Genomic DNA, 14,718 nt, shown 5'->3' on the forward strand with positions numbered 1-14,718 from the left:
CCCACCTGACCCCATGCCGAACTCAGAAGTGAAACGCCGTAGCGCCGATGGTAGTGTGGGGTCTCCCCATGTGAGAGTAGGGAACTGCCAGGCATTAATTAAGAAGAACCCCGTACCGTAAGGTGCGGGGTTTTTTGCTTTGTACGTAGAAAACATGCCGGATGGCGGCTTCCCCTTATCCGGCCTACAATTGTTAAAACAATTTTAACAATGGTGCCGCTTTGACTCGTCCCTTTGATTATCAACAAGATTTTGCCAATATTAATTTTCGCGAACATCCCGAACGGTATCAGGTGGGCCGGGGTGAGCAGGGCGTATTGATGGTCGAGCCTTATAAAAGCGAAATCCTGCCGCACTGGCGTTATAAAAATGCTGAAGTCGCAGCGCGTTCGGCAGAAGAGATCTACGCCCTCTTTGAAGAGTACCGCAGGAATAACGATTTTGTAGGCATGGATATGGCGCGTAAATTCATTCAGATGGGATACACCCGTGCCCGACGATACGCCAATCATAAAGGCGGTAAAAAATATGATGAGAAGCGCCAGGTCAAACCCCTCGATCACGATCCAGTAAAAGCAGAAGCCGCTGCGGTGTTCAAAACGTGGTGGGATAAAATTCGTGCTGATGAAGATTATTTGCAGCGAAAAAAGGCTCACCAGCAAGCGTGGGGATAATTACTACGTCCGCTAATAATTCGATACCTGATCGAGTTCACAAAATCCAATGAAACATATTGGAAACATTTTATTTACCTAACGATTCGTTTTAAATCCGGTTTTACTGTTTGTGGGCAATGGCCCGCAATGTGAGACAGGGGATTTTAAAATGACAGAAACCGTAGCCAGTGCAGATACGGATAACACAAGTTTAGCAGGCAAGGATACTCGCCGTCGGGTTTGGGCAATCGTTGGAGCTTCATCGGGGAACCTTGTAGAGTGGTTTGATTTTTACGTCTATTCATTTTGTTCACTCTACTTTGCACATATCTTCTTCCCGTCAGGGAACACCACAACGCAGCTTCTGCAAACCGCAGGCGTTTTTGCCGCCGGGTTCCTGATGCGTCCCATTGGTGGATGGCTGTTCGGCAGGATCGCGGACAGGAAAGGGCGCAAGACATCCATGCTCATCTCCGTGTGCATGATGTGCGTCGGCTCGCTGGTGATTGCCTGCCTTCCCGGATATGACACTATCGGAACATGGGCACCGGCGTTGTTGCTGCTGGCACGCCTGTTCCAGGGGCTGTCAGTGGGTGGCGAATATGGCACCAGCGCGACATACATGAGCGAAGTAGCTGTTGAAGGGCGCAAAGGTTTCTATGCATCATTCCAGTATGTAACCCTCATTGGCGGACAGCTACTGGCGTTACTGGTTGTGGTGATCCTTCAACAAATCCTTAGCGATGAAGATTTACGCGTCTGGGGCTGGCGCATCCCGTTTGCCCTGGGGGCTGCCCTGGCGGTTGTGGCGCTGTGGTTACGCCGTCAGCTTGATGAAACCTCCCAGCAGGAGGTCAGGGCGCTGAAAGAAGCCGGTTCGATGAAAGGGCTGTGGCGAAACCGCAAAGCGTTTTTGATGGTATTAGGCTTTACCGCCGCAGGCTCGCTAAGCTTCTATACCTTCACCACCTATATGCAAAAATATCTGGTCAACACCACGGGCATGCATGCTAACGTTGCGAGTGTCGTCATGACGGTGGCGTTACTGGTCTTTATGCTCATCCAGCCGATTGTTGGCGCGCTGTCGGACAAAATAGGTCGCCGCACCTCCATGCTGATCTTTGGTGGCATGCTCACCCTGGGGACTGTTCCGCTTTTGACGGCGCTACAGCATACAACCTCTCCCTATGCCGCTTTCGCTTTGATTATGGTGGCACTTATTATTATTAGTTTTTACACGGCAATCAGTGGCATTTTGAAAGCGGAAATGTTTCCCGCACAGGTGAGGGCGCTGGGCGTAGGCCTCTCTTATGCGGTCGCTAACGCCCTGTTCGGCGGTTCGGCAGAGTATGTCGCGCTATCCCTTAAGTCATGGGACAGTGAATCGACCTTTTTCTGGTATGTCACCATCATGGGGGCGCTGGCGTTTATTGTCTCCCTGATGCTGCATCGTAAAGGAAAAGGGATCCGCCTTTAATAATGCGCCATCTGCCAGACGGCGTAGCCGGTTGTTGCCCCGGCTACGTCCCAGGCAAAATCTTTCCAGCTCCAGCCGCTTCCCGAGGGGCGGCTATCCCAAAGTTCTTTTGATGCCCCCAGGCTGATGGAGAACATCAGCCCCATTGTGGCACTTCGATCCCGGCTATAACCCTGGTGCAGCGCATATTCATTACCCGCAGCGGACAACATTGCAGACGCCAGAAAGTGTTGAGCTTTATCCTGACCCGACCAGTTATCATTAGCCATATGGCTGCAACCGGTCAGGAAAAGAGGGATTATCAGGAAAGGCGTACGCATTAACAGACTCCATAAAAAAGCCCCGTCGATGACAGGGCTCGTGTATTACAGAATGCGGCTGATGAGGCGGTCGATACGGATCCGACGTAGACGGCGAATCAGTTTGCGAACTTTCACCGGATAATCAGCGATGCTTTGCAGATCGCGATAATGACGAACCACTGTAGTATGCGTGCGTATAAGCTCCAGCTCACGATCGCGTTTCGCGGCTAACGCATGCTGAGGATCGTGAATAAGGATGGCGTTTTCCAGATCCAGACGCCAGGCGCGTGGGTTGAGATTATTACCGGTCAGCAGCATCCACTCATCATCCACCCACATTCCTTTGAGGTGATAGCTGTTGTCTTCATCTTTCCAGAGACGCACAACCAGCTGGTCCGTGTTCACATAGTACTGTAAACGGCTCAGGAAGCGGCGCAGGTTAATCTCATAGAGATAAGGCAGTGCGCCGATGATCTTGAAAGGTTGATCTTCCGGAATGAAAAAGTCATTTGCCGTTTTATCCCCGACAATAATTTCCACCTTTTTACCATCACGCAGCAGCTGAATGATATTGCGCACCAGAACGGCGGGAAGGTTGAAGTACGGGGTGCAGATGGTGAGCTTATGCTCCGCGCACGGCATCAAATGGAAGATGGTCTTGTTCAGCAGGCTGGATTTTCCCAGGCCTACCAGAGGCGTAACGGACAGTTCTTCATTACTGGCATCCCCCTGAAAACGATAAACCGCATCGCGCAGTTCCTGGCGGAAGGAGCGAACGTCGTTTTTGATTTCCGGGCTTTTCGGACGATGAGGATCGTCAAGACGGTGCACACCCCGGCCATGAACCAGGTTTTTATCAACCCAGTTGAACATGATGTCGGCCATCTGCGGATTGCGGATCAGATGGTAGCGATCGTAACGGTATTTATCGAGCTGATGGAGATACACATCATTCAGGCTGGCACCGCTATAAAGGACGCTGTCATCAATGATAAATCCTTTAAAATGAAGAACGCCAAGCGCTTCACGGGTATTTACCGGTACGCCATACACCGGGATATCAATACCCGGATTTTCCTGGGCCGTGCGGCAATACCAGTCAGCATTGGTATTCGAGGCAGCCGCACCAATACGGCCGCGCTGAGCACGGTGCCAGTCAACCAGCACGCGAACATCCAGTTCCGGACGCTGACGTTTCGCTTCATAGAGCGCGTTAAGGATCGCACGCCCACCTTCATCTTGTTCAAGATAGAGCGCCACAATGCAAATACGTCGCGTAGCGCTGGCAATCTTTTCAAGAAGCGTCTCCCGGAAATGAGCGGGAGCATAAAAGAACTCTACATCATCAACTGACTGAGAAATCTTCGGTAGTTGAGCAAGGTGTTGTTGATGTTTATTACGCTTAAATTTTGACAACATCACAGTGCGTTTCTTCTCTGTTCATTGAAGGGTTGTCTGTACCAGGCAAACAACATAAGCGGACAATGATACCCCAGTGCCGCGAAAAGTGGGTAACATTTCCAGCAGCTTACTCTTGTTTATCCGTCGAAATCAGGCTGAGGGACAGAGAGACAATGCCTTCATCCAGCTGGATATCAACGTCAAAACCGAGCTTCCGCGCCAGGGTCACCATACCCCGATTGTTTGGCATAGTAATGCCATTCAGGCGTGACAATCCGTGATCGCGCGTATAACCAATGAGTTTTTCGAGCAGCCGTCTGCCCAACCCCAAACCCTTAAGATCGGAACGCACCAGTACGGCAAACTCCGCATCCACGTTATCCGGGTCGGAAATGGCACGCGTCACGCCGAGGATCTCCTCTCCCGCTCCGGAACGGCGGACCGCCACAATCGCCATTTCTCGATCGTAGTCGATCTGGGTCATATTGGCTAAATCGTCGTGGGTAAATTCATTGATTTCGCTGAAATAGCGATAGTACAAATCTTCCTTCGTCACCTGCGAGATGAACGCCCGCAGCAGCGGCTCGTCTTCCGGCAGGATAGGGCGAAACAGCGCCCGTTCCCCATTTTTCATCTCCACCCACTCTTCCAGATGAAGAGGATAAGGACGAATGGCGAGACGGCTTTCCCGATCACCGATAAAGGGCGCAATATCCAGCGTCACGTCCAGCGCGGTAAATTCATTTCCGGAGGCAAGAAGGGGGTGAATATCCAGGCGCTGGATCTCCGCACAGTCAACAATGAGGTTGGAGACCTTCACCAGAAACTGGCTTAATCCGGCGATATCAAGCGGCCGCAGAGCGCTTCTCCCGCGGATTTTTTTGCTTTTGATGGCCTGAATAATCAAATAACGCGCCAGGTTCATGTTTAGAGGAGGAAGCGCGACAACCGCCTGTTCTTCTGGCCGCCACTCAACGCCGCCTTCACCCAGCATAATGAGCGGACCAAAAACCGGATCGTGTTCGACAACCACGCGCAGCTCCTGTGCACCCGCACGGTTGGCCATGCTCTGCACCAGCAGGCCGTGGATCCGGGCCTGTGGCCACGTCATTTTTACGCGATCGATAATGGCATCCGCGGCCTGTTGTACTTCTGTCGCGGTGCGCAGATACAGCATGACGCCCTGTACATCCGATTTGTGCGGAATATCGGGAGAGCGCAGCTTCAGCGCGACCGGATAACCAATCTGCTCAGCGATATGTACCGCCTCAGCGCTGTCGCCGGCAATCCAGGTGGGCAGGGTTTGCATCCCATAGCTGCCAAGAATGGGTTGTACCTCATGTGTATCAAGAGAAGTGGCGCCCTCTTCGATGGCCTGCTGCAAAAGCCTGTGCACATCCACTGAATTTGCGGTGAGATTGCCCGGCAGGGCAGGCGTTTCACGCAGCTGCTTCTGGTTGCGGCGGTATTCAACCATATGCATAAACGCGGTAATGGTGCCCTCCGGGGTACGGTAGGTTGGCAACCCGGCTTCACTAAACAGACGCCGTGCCTCCTGGGAGGAGAACTCGCCGCACCAGTTGGTCAGCAGGGTAACGTATTTGCCGCGGGGATGTTTTCGGACTGCCTCAATCAGCGCACGCGCACTTTCGCTGCCTGGCGCAACCGCGCTGGGCGAATGGATAATCATCAGTGCATCAAAGTCCTGGCTATCGAGCAAAATCGTGATCGCCTTAATGTAACGATCGCTGCTGGCATCATCGCGCAAATCGAGGGGATTATCGGGAACAACGCTTCCCGGTAACGCGTCCCGCAGGCGCTGTAGCGTCTCTTCACCCAGAGTGGCCAGCTTGCCGTTGCGTAGCCAGAGCTCGTCCAGCGCCAGGGCGGCGGGAGCGGCACCGTTGCTGACAATCATCAACTTTTCACCGCGCAGGGGGCGCATGTGGCTTAACGTTTCGACGGCGGAAAAAAGCTCGTGCGTATCCTGTACCCGCAGTAAACCGGCGCGCTGGATCGCTGCATCCCATGCGGGATCCATCCCGGAACGGGAATGTAGCAGGCGCTGAGCCGCGGGGCTGCGCCCGCTTTTGATGACCAGTATCGGTTTATTTCGCGATGCGCTACGCGACGCCGACACAAAACGACGGGCGTCGCTCAGGTGTTCAAGGTAGAGCAGGATAGCGCTGGTTTTGCTGTCACGCGCCAGGAAATCCAGCAGCTCATCGACGTCAATGTCCAGGCTGTCGCCCAAAGCGATGAAGTAGGAAAAGCCCATCTCACGCTGCTGCGCCCAGTCGAGGATGGTATTGGATACCGCAGCCGACTGCGAAATAAAGGCCAGTTTGCCTTTGCGGATCGGAACCGGGGAAAAACTGGCATTCAGCCCTTGCCAGGGCGCAAGCAGACCGAGGCTGTTTGGACCAAGAATGCGCATCTGGTAGCGGCTGGCGCAGGCCAGCAGTTCGGGCTGCTGTTCAGGAGGCGAGGAAAGAATAATGCAGGTTTTACAGCCTTTCTGACCGAGCGACTCAAGCAGTTCGAGGTTTCGTTTCGCATGCGTACAGAGCACGGCGAGGTCGGGAACGAAAGGCAGGCTCTGCACATCCGGCCACGCCAGTACCCCCTGTACCGCCTTATAAGCGGGCGTAACGGGCATGACCGGGCCGTTAAACCCGCCAGCCAGCAGGTTACGCATCATCAGACACCCTGCGCGGTCCGGTTTCATCGAGGCGCCAATAACGGCAATGGATTTCGGACGGAGTAGCGCTTCTAACCCTCTCTGGCTCATGCAGGCCTCCCGTGAATGCAAGCGACCTGATGATTTTAAACGCTTTCTGTCTCTGTTGCTGTGACGCTACCCTTATGAACGGTTTTTCCCGCAAGATAACGTTCACGGAAGCAGGAGAAGTGGGAGCCCAGCGCGCCGGCCGCCTGGGTATCGCCCGCCAGATCCAGTAGCGCAATAGCGACTTCAGCGGTGCAATATTGACCGTCGGCATGCGCTTCACGCAAGCGATAGGCCGAAACGCGCGACAGATCGACGGAAATCACCGGCAGCGCATCAAGGTAAGGGCTTTTGCGAAACATCTTTCTCGCTTCGGTCCAGGTGCCGTCGAGCATAATAAACAGCGGCGGCTTACCGGATGGTGGCGCCGTAAGCACCTGACGTTGTTCGCCTGCATATGATGCCGGGAAAACGACCATAGGCTGATAGTCCGGGCTTGCCACCAGGTCGAGCAGAGCCTGAGGTGGCTCAGTGCGCGACCACTGAAACGCTGCGGTGTTGGGCAGAATATCGGCGATCAAACGCCCCGTGTTGCTGGGCTTCATCGGTTCGGTATCGAACATGACCAGACAAAAGCGGCTTTTCGCCTCGCTCGGTGCAAGCGTTTCGCACAGACACACTTTCAGCGGTAAAAGGCAGCGCTGGCAGCGGCGAATACGATTGCCTCGGGCCAGAAAAGGGCGGGTGGCGCGCGCAAGGCGCTCGGCGCGTAATTGAAGTACAGCGTTATCAGTCATGGGCGAAAAGGCAGGAAAAACCTCATTTTCGCAGAGGAGCGAACGGGGCACAAGCTATGCCCCGCGAATGTTACAGGGATTCGTTTAACCAGCTGTCGAAAGGCGCTTTCGGTACTGCACCATTGAGCATATCGATCACTTCACCATTTTTGAAAATCATAATGGTTGGAATACTGCGAATGCGAAAACGGGCGCTGAGTTCACGTTCCGCTTCGGTATTCACTTTGACAAAACGCATTTTCCCGCTGCGCTCTTCAGCCACGTCTTCGAAGATGGGCGCAAAGTTACGGCAGGGGCCGCACCACGGTGCCCAGAAATCGACCACAACAGGCAGATCGTCCTTGAGGAGTTTGTCCAGCGTAGCACCCGTCGCGTTAATGACATCGCCATCAAATAATTCGTGGCCACAACGCCCGCATTTCGCACCGTCATCCACCCGGTCGTCCGGAATGCGGTTTACAGCCTGACAGTTGGCACATACGGTATTCATAACTAACCTCTGATAGAGCCGTGGAACAACGGCAGAACGCCGATAATGTTTCTGATATGTTACATATTATCAGTGAGCTTGTATGAAACGACAATGCGTTTTATTCAATGGGAACAATAGTCACAGGCTTTTGTACGAAATTATGGCTATGAGCTTGCACATCGGGTAATCTGCGCGCTTCGCGCAGCGCTGGTGGAGAAAAGCATGAACGACGAAATGAAAAACAAAAGCGGCAAGGTCAAAGTGATGTATGTCCGCAGTGATGATGACTCTGATAAACGCACCCAAAATCCGCGTACCGGAAAAGGTGGCGGGCGTCCGGCGTCTTCTCGTGCAGACGGTGGCCGTCGCCCCGCCCGCGATGATAGAAATAACCGCGGCGATGACCGCAAACGTGATGACCGTAAGCGTGACGATCGCAAACGCGATGATGTTGTCCGTGACGGTGGATCGCCATGGCGTACCGTTTCTCGCGCGCCCGGTGAAGAGGCGACCGAAAAAGCCGATCACGGCGGTATCAGCGGAAAAAGCTTTATCGATCCGGAAGTGTTGCGTCGTCAGCGTGCGGAAGAGACCCGTGTCTACGGTGAGAACGCCTGTCAGGCCCTGTTCCAGAGCCGCCCGGAGTGTATCGTTCGTGCATGGTTTATTCAGAGCGTGACCCCGCGCTTCAAAGAAGCGCTGCGCTGGATGGCGGCGAACCGCAAAGCCTACCACGTGGTTGACGATGCCGAGCTGACAAAAGCGTCCGGTACAGAACACCACGGCGGCGTCTGCTTCCTGATCAAAAAACGTAACGGCACTACCGTGCAGCAGTGGGTTAGCCAGGCGGATGCCGATGACTGCGTGCTGGCGCTGGAAGATGTGGGTAACCCGCATAACCTGGGCGCTATGATGCGTAGCTGCGCGCACTTTGGCGTGAAAGGCGTTCTGTTGCAGGATGCCGCGCTGCTGGAATCCGGTGCGGCGATTCGTACCGCGGAAGGCGGTGCAGAGCACGTTCAGCCGATCACCGGCGACAGCGTGCTGGAAGCCCTGGAGCAATTCCGTAAAGCGGGCTACACCATTGTCACCACCTCAAGCCGTGCCGCTACGCCGCTGTTTAAAGCGACGCTGCCGCGCAAAATGGTGCTGGTGTTAGGTCAGGAGCGTGATGGTCTGTCTGATGCGGCACTCTCCAGCGCTGACCTGAGCGTCTCTATCGACGGCACTGGCAACGTTGAAAGCCTGAACGTATCCGTTGCGACCGGCGTGCTGCTGGCGGAATGGTGGCGTCAGAACAAGGCATAAGCCTTTTATGTGCCGGGCCTGACCCGGCACATTCAAACCCTACTCGCTCTCTGCCGGTAACACAGGCATCCAGTCAATCGGCTTTTCGCCGCGCTTTTCCAGCCACTCATTCGTCAGAACAAAATGATTACTGCCAAAGAAACCGCGATGCGCAGACAGCGGCGACGGGTGCGGTGCCTTCAGCACGTGATGACGCTGACGATCGATAATCGCCCCTTTCTTTTGTGCGTGCGATCCCCAGAGTAAAAACACGACGCCTTCACGATGCTCATTGATCAGGCTGATAACCTTATCGGTAAAGGTTTCCCATCCCAGACTGGCGTGGGAGTGTGCCTGACCCGCCCGGACGGTTAATACGGTATTCAGCAACAGCACGCCCTGGCGCGCCCAGCTTTCCAGATAACCGTGATTAGGGCGGGTAAAACCCGGAATCGTTCCTTCCAGCTCTTTATACATATTCAGCAGAGAAGGGGGGATGGCTACGCCCGGACGCACGGAAAATGCCAGTCCGTGAGCCTGCCCGGGGCCGTGGTATGGATCCTGCCCCAGGATAACCACCTTTACATCGCTCAGTTCGGTGTAGCGGAAGGCGTTAAACACATCTTTCTGCGGCGGATAAATTGTCTGGCCGGCCTGCCGTTCAGCCGCAACGGTACTGAGGGTGTTAATAAAATAGGGCTGCTGCTTCTCTTCTGCCAGCACGTCATGCCAGGTTAAAGGTGTTGTCATCTCGCTCTCCTGCGAATCTCATTCTGTGTCTAGCTTACCTGTTAAACCCCAATGAGCAAAATTACCCGCGGAAAACCAGGCTAAGTGACTCAATTTATGTTGAAAACCAGGCAGGATAAGTCGAATTGGTAAACCTTTAAAATTGATCTAAAACAAAAAATACAGACCACACTCTTTGTGTGGTTGGTGGTTTTGTTGATTTTAATCAATAAATCACCCGGGTCTGAATGTTATATATACACACAACAAACAATGGTTTTACCAATTGGCCGCAAAAGGCCAGCATCAGTTAATGTAGCCTAAGGGAGGCAACACATGATTACAGGTATCCAGATTACTAAAGCTGCAAATGACGATCTGCTGAACTCTTTCTGGCTGCTGGACAGCGAGAAAAACGAAGCGCGCTGTGTAGTAGCGAAAGCAGGTTTTGCGGAAGACGAAATCGTTCCGGTGAGCAAACTGGGCGAAATTGAATACCGTGAAATTCCAATGCAAGTGCAACCAGAAGTACGCGTGGAAGGCGGTCAGCACCTGAACGTTAACGTCCTGCGTCGCGAAACGCTGATGGATGCCGTTGAGCACCCGGAAAAATACCCGCAGCTGACCATCCGTGTGTCTGGCTATGCGGTGCGTTTCAACTCTCTGACCCCGGAACAGCAGCGCGACGTTATCGCGCGTACCTTTACTGAAAGCCTGTAAAGTTCAGCTTCGGGGGTGGAATAAAAAAGCCGGGAATGTCCCGGCTTTTTTTTACTCTTCAGTTTTTGTCTCTGGCGCAGCAGAACTTGGCTTACGGCGCTTACCAATATTTTTGGTATCGCGGTGGCGCTGTTTAACGCGCGGCTTCTCTTTTTCTTTCTCTTTTCTCTCAGCACGTTTCGCGAGCGCTTTCTTGGACGGTTTACCCGTCATTTTTTCACTCGGCGCACGTGTGGTCGGACGAAGCCCGTCAATCACGCGAGCTTTCAGCGGCTCCTCAACGTAGCGGCCAATTTTCTGTAGCAGCAGATGGTCGTGCGCTTCTACCAGAGAGATAGCAATACCTTTGCGGCCCGCACGGCCGGTACGACCAATACGGTGCAGGTAAGTATCACCGCTGCGCGGCATATCAAAGTTGATTACGTGGCTCACGTCCGGGATGTCGATCCCACGCGCGGCAACATCGGTGGCAACCAGCACATTCACGCGGCCATCGGTCAGGCGCTTAATCCCTTCGGTTCGCTTAACCTGCGCCATTTCACCTTCGAGATAGCAGTTGTTAATGCCGACGTTGCGCAGCATTTCTGCCAGCTCATGCACGCGCTCACGTTTGCGTACGAAGACGATGGTACGGGTTGCCTCTTCCTGCTTCAGCAGGTGTTTCAACAACTCAACCTTATGCTCAAGGTTATCTGCGCGGTAGTACCACTGGTGGATCTTCTTACGCTCACGGGTCGATGGCGTAGCGGACACTTCCACCGGATCTTCCAGCAGACGTTCGGCGAAATCTTTAATGGCATCCCCTTCAAGGGTTGCCGAGAACAGCATTGTCTGATTACGCCAGCGCGTTTCACCCGCGATGTGTTCGATATCTTGGGCAAAGCCCATGTCCAGCATGCGGTCAGCTTCATCGAGAATCAGCGTTTCCACCGCGCGGCAGTCGAAGTTCTCTTCTTTTATGTATTGCAGCAGACGGCCTGTCGTCGCGACAACGATATCCTGGTTTTCGCTGAACACTTCGGCGTGGTTCATATACGCTACGCCACCGGTGATGGTCGCGATATCCAGATGGGTGTTCGCCGCCAGCTCACGCGCGTGTTCGGCAACCTGCATCGCCAGTTCACGGGTCGGGGTCAGGATCAAAATGCGCGGCGGGCCTGATTTTTTACGCGGAAAGTCGAGCAAATGCTGCAACACAGGCAGCAAGTAGGCTGCTGTCTTCCCCGTGCCGGTTGGCGCAGAACCGAGCACATCGCGGCCCTCAAGCGCAGGCGGAATGGCCGCGGCCTGAATGGCGGTCGGGCGTGTAAAGCCTTTGCTCTCAAGGGCATTGAGCAGGCTTTCATCGAGTTCAAGTTCGGAAAAAGTCGTTACAGTCATGTTCTACCTCTGTGTGGGGCGCTGATTATAGACGTTACGGCTGTAATCTTCATCTGTTTGTATGGATATCGCTTTTCGACCACTTCGCTTTCCCCTATGCTACTCCAGTTTCACTCAGAAGGTTGCCCTGACATGTCTCAACTCAAAGCGCAGTTGCGCCGCGATGGTTTTACGTTTAAACAGTTTTTTGTGGCGCACGATCGTTGTGCGATGAAAGTCGGTACAGACGGTATTTTACTGGGTGCATGGGCGCCTGTCGCAGGTGTAAAACGCATTCTGGATATTGGTACGGGCAGCGGACTTCAGGCGCTGATGCTGGCGCAGCGAACGGAAGAACACGTCACGATCGACGCCGTTGAGCTTGATCCTCAGGCGTCCCGGCAGGCAAGTGAAAACGCTGCCGACTCTCCGTGGGCAGATCGCATCAGGGTAGAATGCGCCGATGTCCTGACCTGGGCGTCGGAGCAAACCGCGCGTTACGATTTGATTGTCAGCAATCCGCCGTATTTCACGCCAGGCGTGGAATGTGGAACGCCAGAACGCGAGCAGGCACGTTACACCGGCTCGCTCGATCACAAGGCGCTACTGACCAGTGCGGCGGAGCTCATCTCGGAAGAGGGATTTTTCTGCGTGGTCTTGCCTGAAAGCACGGGTAATACCTTCATTGAGATCGCACGGGGGATCGGCTGGAATCTGCGTCTTCGTACCGATATTTCGGATACGGAAGGACGCTTACCGCACCGCGTGTTGCTGGCGCTCTCGCCGAAAGAGGGGGAATGCTTTATCGACAGGTTGGTCATTCGTGGGCCAGACCAGCGTTATTCCGAAGATTACACTGCCCTGACCCAGGCCTTTTATCTGTTTATGTGAACCTGCGGCGTCAACACCGACGGGCCGGACATTTCAAGCGGTTCGGGATAGTCCAGCGTATAATGCAGGCCACGGCTCTCTTTGCGCATCATCGCACAGCGCACAATCAGCTCGGCAACCTGCACAAGGTTGCGCAGCTCCAGCAGATTATTAGAAACGCGGAAGTTGGCGTAATATTCATCAATTTCCTGCTGCAACATCATGATGCGGCGTAACGCGCGTTCCAGACGCTTCGTTGTGCGTACAATCCCGACATAATCCCACATGAAAAGCCGCAGCTCGTGCCAGTTATGCTGGATAACCACCAGTTCGTCCGGGTTTTCTACCCGACTTTCATCCCATGCCGGCAAGTGTGTTGTCGGACGTGCATAGGGCATGCGTTTGGTAATATCTTCCGCAGCCGACCACCCATACACCAGACACTCCAGCAGCGAGTTTGAGGCCATGCGATTCGCACCATGCAGGCCGGTGTAGCTGACCTCGCCGATCGCATACAAACCATCCACGTCGGTACGACCATGATCGTCAACCATCACCCCGCCACAGGTATAGTGTGCGGCAGGTACAATCGGCACCGGATCGCGGGTTAAATCAATACCCAGACTCAGCAGCTTTTCATAAATCATCGGGAAGTGCTGGCGAATAAAGTCTTCCGGTTTATGGCTAATGTCCAGATACATACAGTCGACGCCAAGCCGCTTCATCTCGTGGTCAATGGCGCGGGCCACGATATCCCGCGGGGCAAGTTCACCTCGGGGGTCGAAGTCCGGCATAAACCGGGAACCGTCCGGACGCTTCAGATACGCGCCTTCGCCGCGCAACGCTTCAGTTAACAGGAAGTTACGTGCCTGCGGGTGGAACAGGGCGGTAGGATGGAATTGATTAAACTCCATATTCGCCACGCGGCAGCCTGCGCGCCAGGCCATGGCGATACCGTCTCCGGAGGCGATATCCGGGTTAGTCGTGTACTGGTAAACCTTGGAGGCGCCGCCAGTCGCCAGCACAACGGCTTTTGCCTGGCAGGTTTCCACCTTCTCTTTATTCCGATTCCACACCCATGCGCCGACAACACGGCGCGTGCCGGGCAGGCCAATCTTATCGGAAATAATCAGGTCGACGGCGTTGCTGCGCTCCAGCACCCGAATATTAGGATGGCTGAGGGCTTTGCTGACCAGCGTGGTTTCAACCGCTTTTCCGGTTGCATCAGCAGCGTGCAGAATACGGCGGTGGCTGTGCCCGCCTTCACGGGTCAGGTGATAGCTCTCTTCACCATTAGGCTGAACATGCGTATCAAACAGCACGCCCTGATCGATAAGCCATTGCACGCAGTGGCGGGCATTGCTGGCGACAAACTCTGCCGCATGCTCATCCACGATCCCGGCGCCGGCAATCAGGGTGTCTTCTACGTGCGAGGCTATACTATCCGTTTCATCAAACACGGCGGCAATACCGCCTTGTGCATAGAAGGTGGAACCTTCGCTCATCGGCCCTTTACTCAGCACGATTACGTTCTGATGTTCCGCCAGGCGCAGTGCGAGGGATAGGCCGGCAGCACCGCTGCCGATGATCAGTACATCACAATGAAGTTCAGGCGTCGTGTTCATGATGTTTGTTTAATTTACTAAACATGGTGTGGGGAGAATAGCATTGTGATGCGAGATATCGCACGTTTTTTTTGTTGTGTGTTGCAATGACTAAACGGAAGGCCAGAAGTTAAATCTGCGCTAAATGGCCGGAAATATTTTGCGAAGCAGATCGTTAGCTTCAGATTTTGTGGTGAAATAAAGCCTGTGTTGCGTTACTCTTCTGACGATAAAGTTGATGATTCTTGTCAGAAAGCGGGTGCGTATCGTGAACAGACTTATAATGAGAGAAAATGAACGGTCTGCGGCGCGATGA

The 14,718-nt window shown here is 54.0% G+C and carries 13 protein-coding genes and 1 rRNA gene; 6 read left to right on the forward strand and 8 right to left on the reverse strand.

All coding sequences use genetic code 11. The annotated features are described in order from the left end of the window. The 3 genes from rrf to ACOTWU_RS22545 form a co-directional block, all read left to right on the forward strand. Window positions 1-93 (forward strand): 5S ribosomal RNA (gene rrf / locus ACOTWU_RS22535); the annotation flags it as partial. A gap of 128 nt (window positions 94-221) precedes the next feature. Beyond that, a complete protein-coding gene (locus tag ACOTWU_RS22540; protein WP_006811623.1) occupies window positions 222-674 on the forward strand; it encodes a DUF4385 domain-containing protein in 453 nt (150 codons plus the stop codon). A gap of 151 nt (window positions 675-825) precedes the next feature. Continuing rightward, window positions 826-2,133 (forward strand): MFS family transporter, encoded by a 1,308-nt coding sequence (locus ACOTWU_RS22545; RefSeq protein WP_126498898.1) that lies wholly within the window; start codon window positions 826-828, stop codon window positions 2,131-2,133. Here ACOTWU_RS22545 and ACOTWU_RS22550 read toward each other — a convergent pair. The 5 genes from ACOTWU_RS22550 to trxC all read right to left on the reverse strand — a co-directional run bounded on the left by ACOTWU_RS22550 (window position 2,130) and on the right by trxC (window position 7,851). Further along, on the reverse strand, window positions 2,130-2,453 hold the full coding sequence (locus ACOTWU_RS22550; RefSeq protein ID WP_003860739.1) for a YfiM family lipoprotein: 324 nt from the start codon (window positions 2,451-2,453) through the stop codon (window positions 2,130-2,132). The genes ACOTWU_RS22545 and ACOTWU_RS22550 overlap by 4 nt on opposite strands. A gap of 45 nt (window positions 2,454-2,498) precedes the next feature. Then, entirely contained in the window at window positions 2,499-3,854 is a 1,356-nt protein-coding gene (pssA, locus tag ACOTWU_RS22555) for a CDP-diacylglycerol--serine O-phosphatidyltransferase (protein ID WP_026094276.1), read from the reverse strand. Between the two features lie 109 nt (window positions 3,855-3,963). Continuing rightward, on the reverse strand, window positions 3,964-6,627 hold the full coding sequence (locus ACOTWU_RS22560) for a bifunctional acetate--CoA ligase family protein/GNAT family N-acetyltransferase (protein ID WP_023304258.1): 2,664 nt from the start codon (window positions 6,625-6,627) through the stop codon (window positions 3,964-3,966). Between the two features lie 35 nt (window positions 6,628-6,662). Next, entirely contained in the window at window positions 6,663-7,361 is a 699-nt protein-coding gene (gene tapT, locus ACOTWU_RS22565) for a tRNA-uridine aminocarboxypropyltransferase (RefSeq protein ID WP_015572132.1), read from the reverse strand. A gap of 70 nt (window positions 7,362-7,431) precedes the next feature. After that, the gene (gene trxC / locus ACOTWU_RS22570; protein ID WP_015572133.1) at window positions 7,432-7,851 is read right to left on the reverse strand and encodes a thioredoxin TrxC; all 420 of its coding nucleotides are present in this window, start codon (window positions 7,849-7,851) and stop codon (window positions 7,432-7,434) included. A 204-nt stretch (window positions 7,852-8,055) separates the two neighbouring features. Between trxC and ACOTWU_RS22575 the strand changes: the two genes are divergently transcribed. Then, on the forward strand, window positions 8,056-9,141 hold the full coding sequence (locus ACOTWU_RS22575; protein ID WP_017383555.1) for a tRNA/rRNA methyltransferase: 1,086 nt from the start codon (window positions 8,056-8,058) through the stop codon (window positions 9,139-9,141). Between the two features lie 39 nt (window positions 9,142-9,180). Here ACOTWU_RS22575 and ung read toward each other — a convergent pair whose 3' ends face one another. Continuing rightward, window positions 9,181-9,870 (reverse strand): uracil-DNA glycosylase, encoded by a 690-nt coding sequence (gene ung / locus ACOTWU_RS22580; RefSeq protein ID WP_003860729.1) that lies wholly within the window; start codon window positions 9,868-9,870, stop codon window positions 9,181-9,183. A 315-nt stretch (window positions 9,871-10,185) separates the two neighbouring features. On the opposite strand from ung, the gene grcA reads away from it, so the two are divergent. Beyond that, complete coding sequence (gene grcA, locus ACOTWU_RS22585) at window positions 10,186-10,569, forward strand: autonomous glycyl radical cofactor GrcA (protein WP_003860727.1); 384 nt, start codon at window positions 10,186-10,188, stop codon at window positions 10,567-10,569. A 51-nt stretch (window positions 10,570-10,620) separates the two neighbouring features. Here the strand turns inward: grcA and srmB are convergent, their stop codons facing one another. Then, window positions 10,621-11,949, reverse strand: coding sequence for an ATP-dependent RNA helicase SrmB (srmB, locus tag ACOTWU_RS22590; RefSeq protein ID WP_045911879.1), 1,329 nt, complete (start codon window positions 11,947-11,949; stop codon window positions 10,621-10,623). A 132-nt stretch (window positions 11,950-12,081) separates the two neighbouring features. On the opposite strand from srmB, the gene trmN reads away from it, so the two are divergent. Continuing rightward, entirely contained in the window at window positions 12,082-12,819 is a 738-nt protein-coding gene (gene trmN, locus ACOTWU_RS22595) for a tRNA(1)(Val) (adenine(37)-N(6))-methyltransferase TrmN (RefSeq protein ID WP_017383553.1), read from the forward strand. Here trmN and nadB read toward each other — a convergent pair. After that, on the reverse strand, window positions 12,804-14,423 hold the full coding sequence (gene nadB / locus ACOTWU_RS22600; protein WP_017692868.1) for an L-aspartate oxidase: 1,620 nt from the start codon (window positions 14,421-14,423) through the stop codon (window positions 12,804-12,806). The genes trmN and nadB overlap by 16 nt on opposite strands. Window positions 14,424-14,718: the final 295 nt, after the last annotated feature.

The organism is Enterobacter cloacae complex sp. GYL001 (assembly GCF_049237125.1).
Taxonomy (GTDB): Bacteria; Pseudomonadota; Gammaproteobacteria; order Enterobacterales; family Enterobacteriaceae; genus Enterobacter; species Enterobacter hormaechei_C.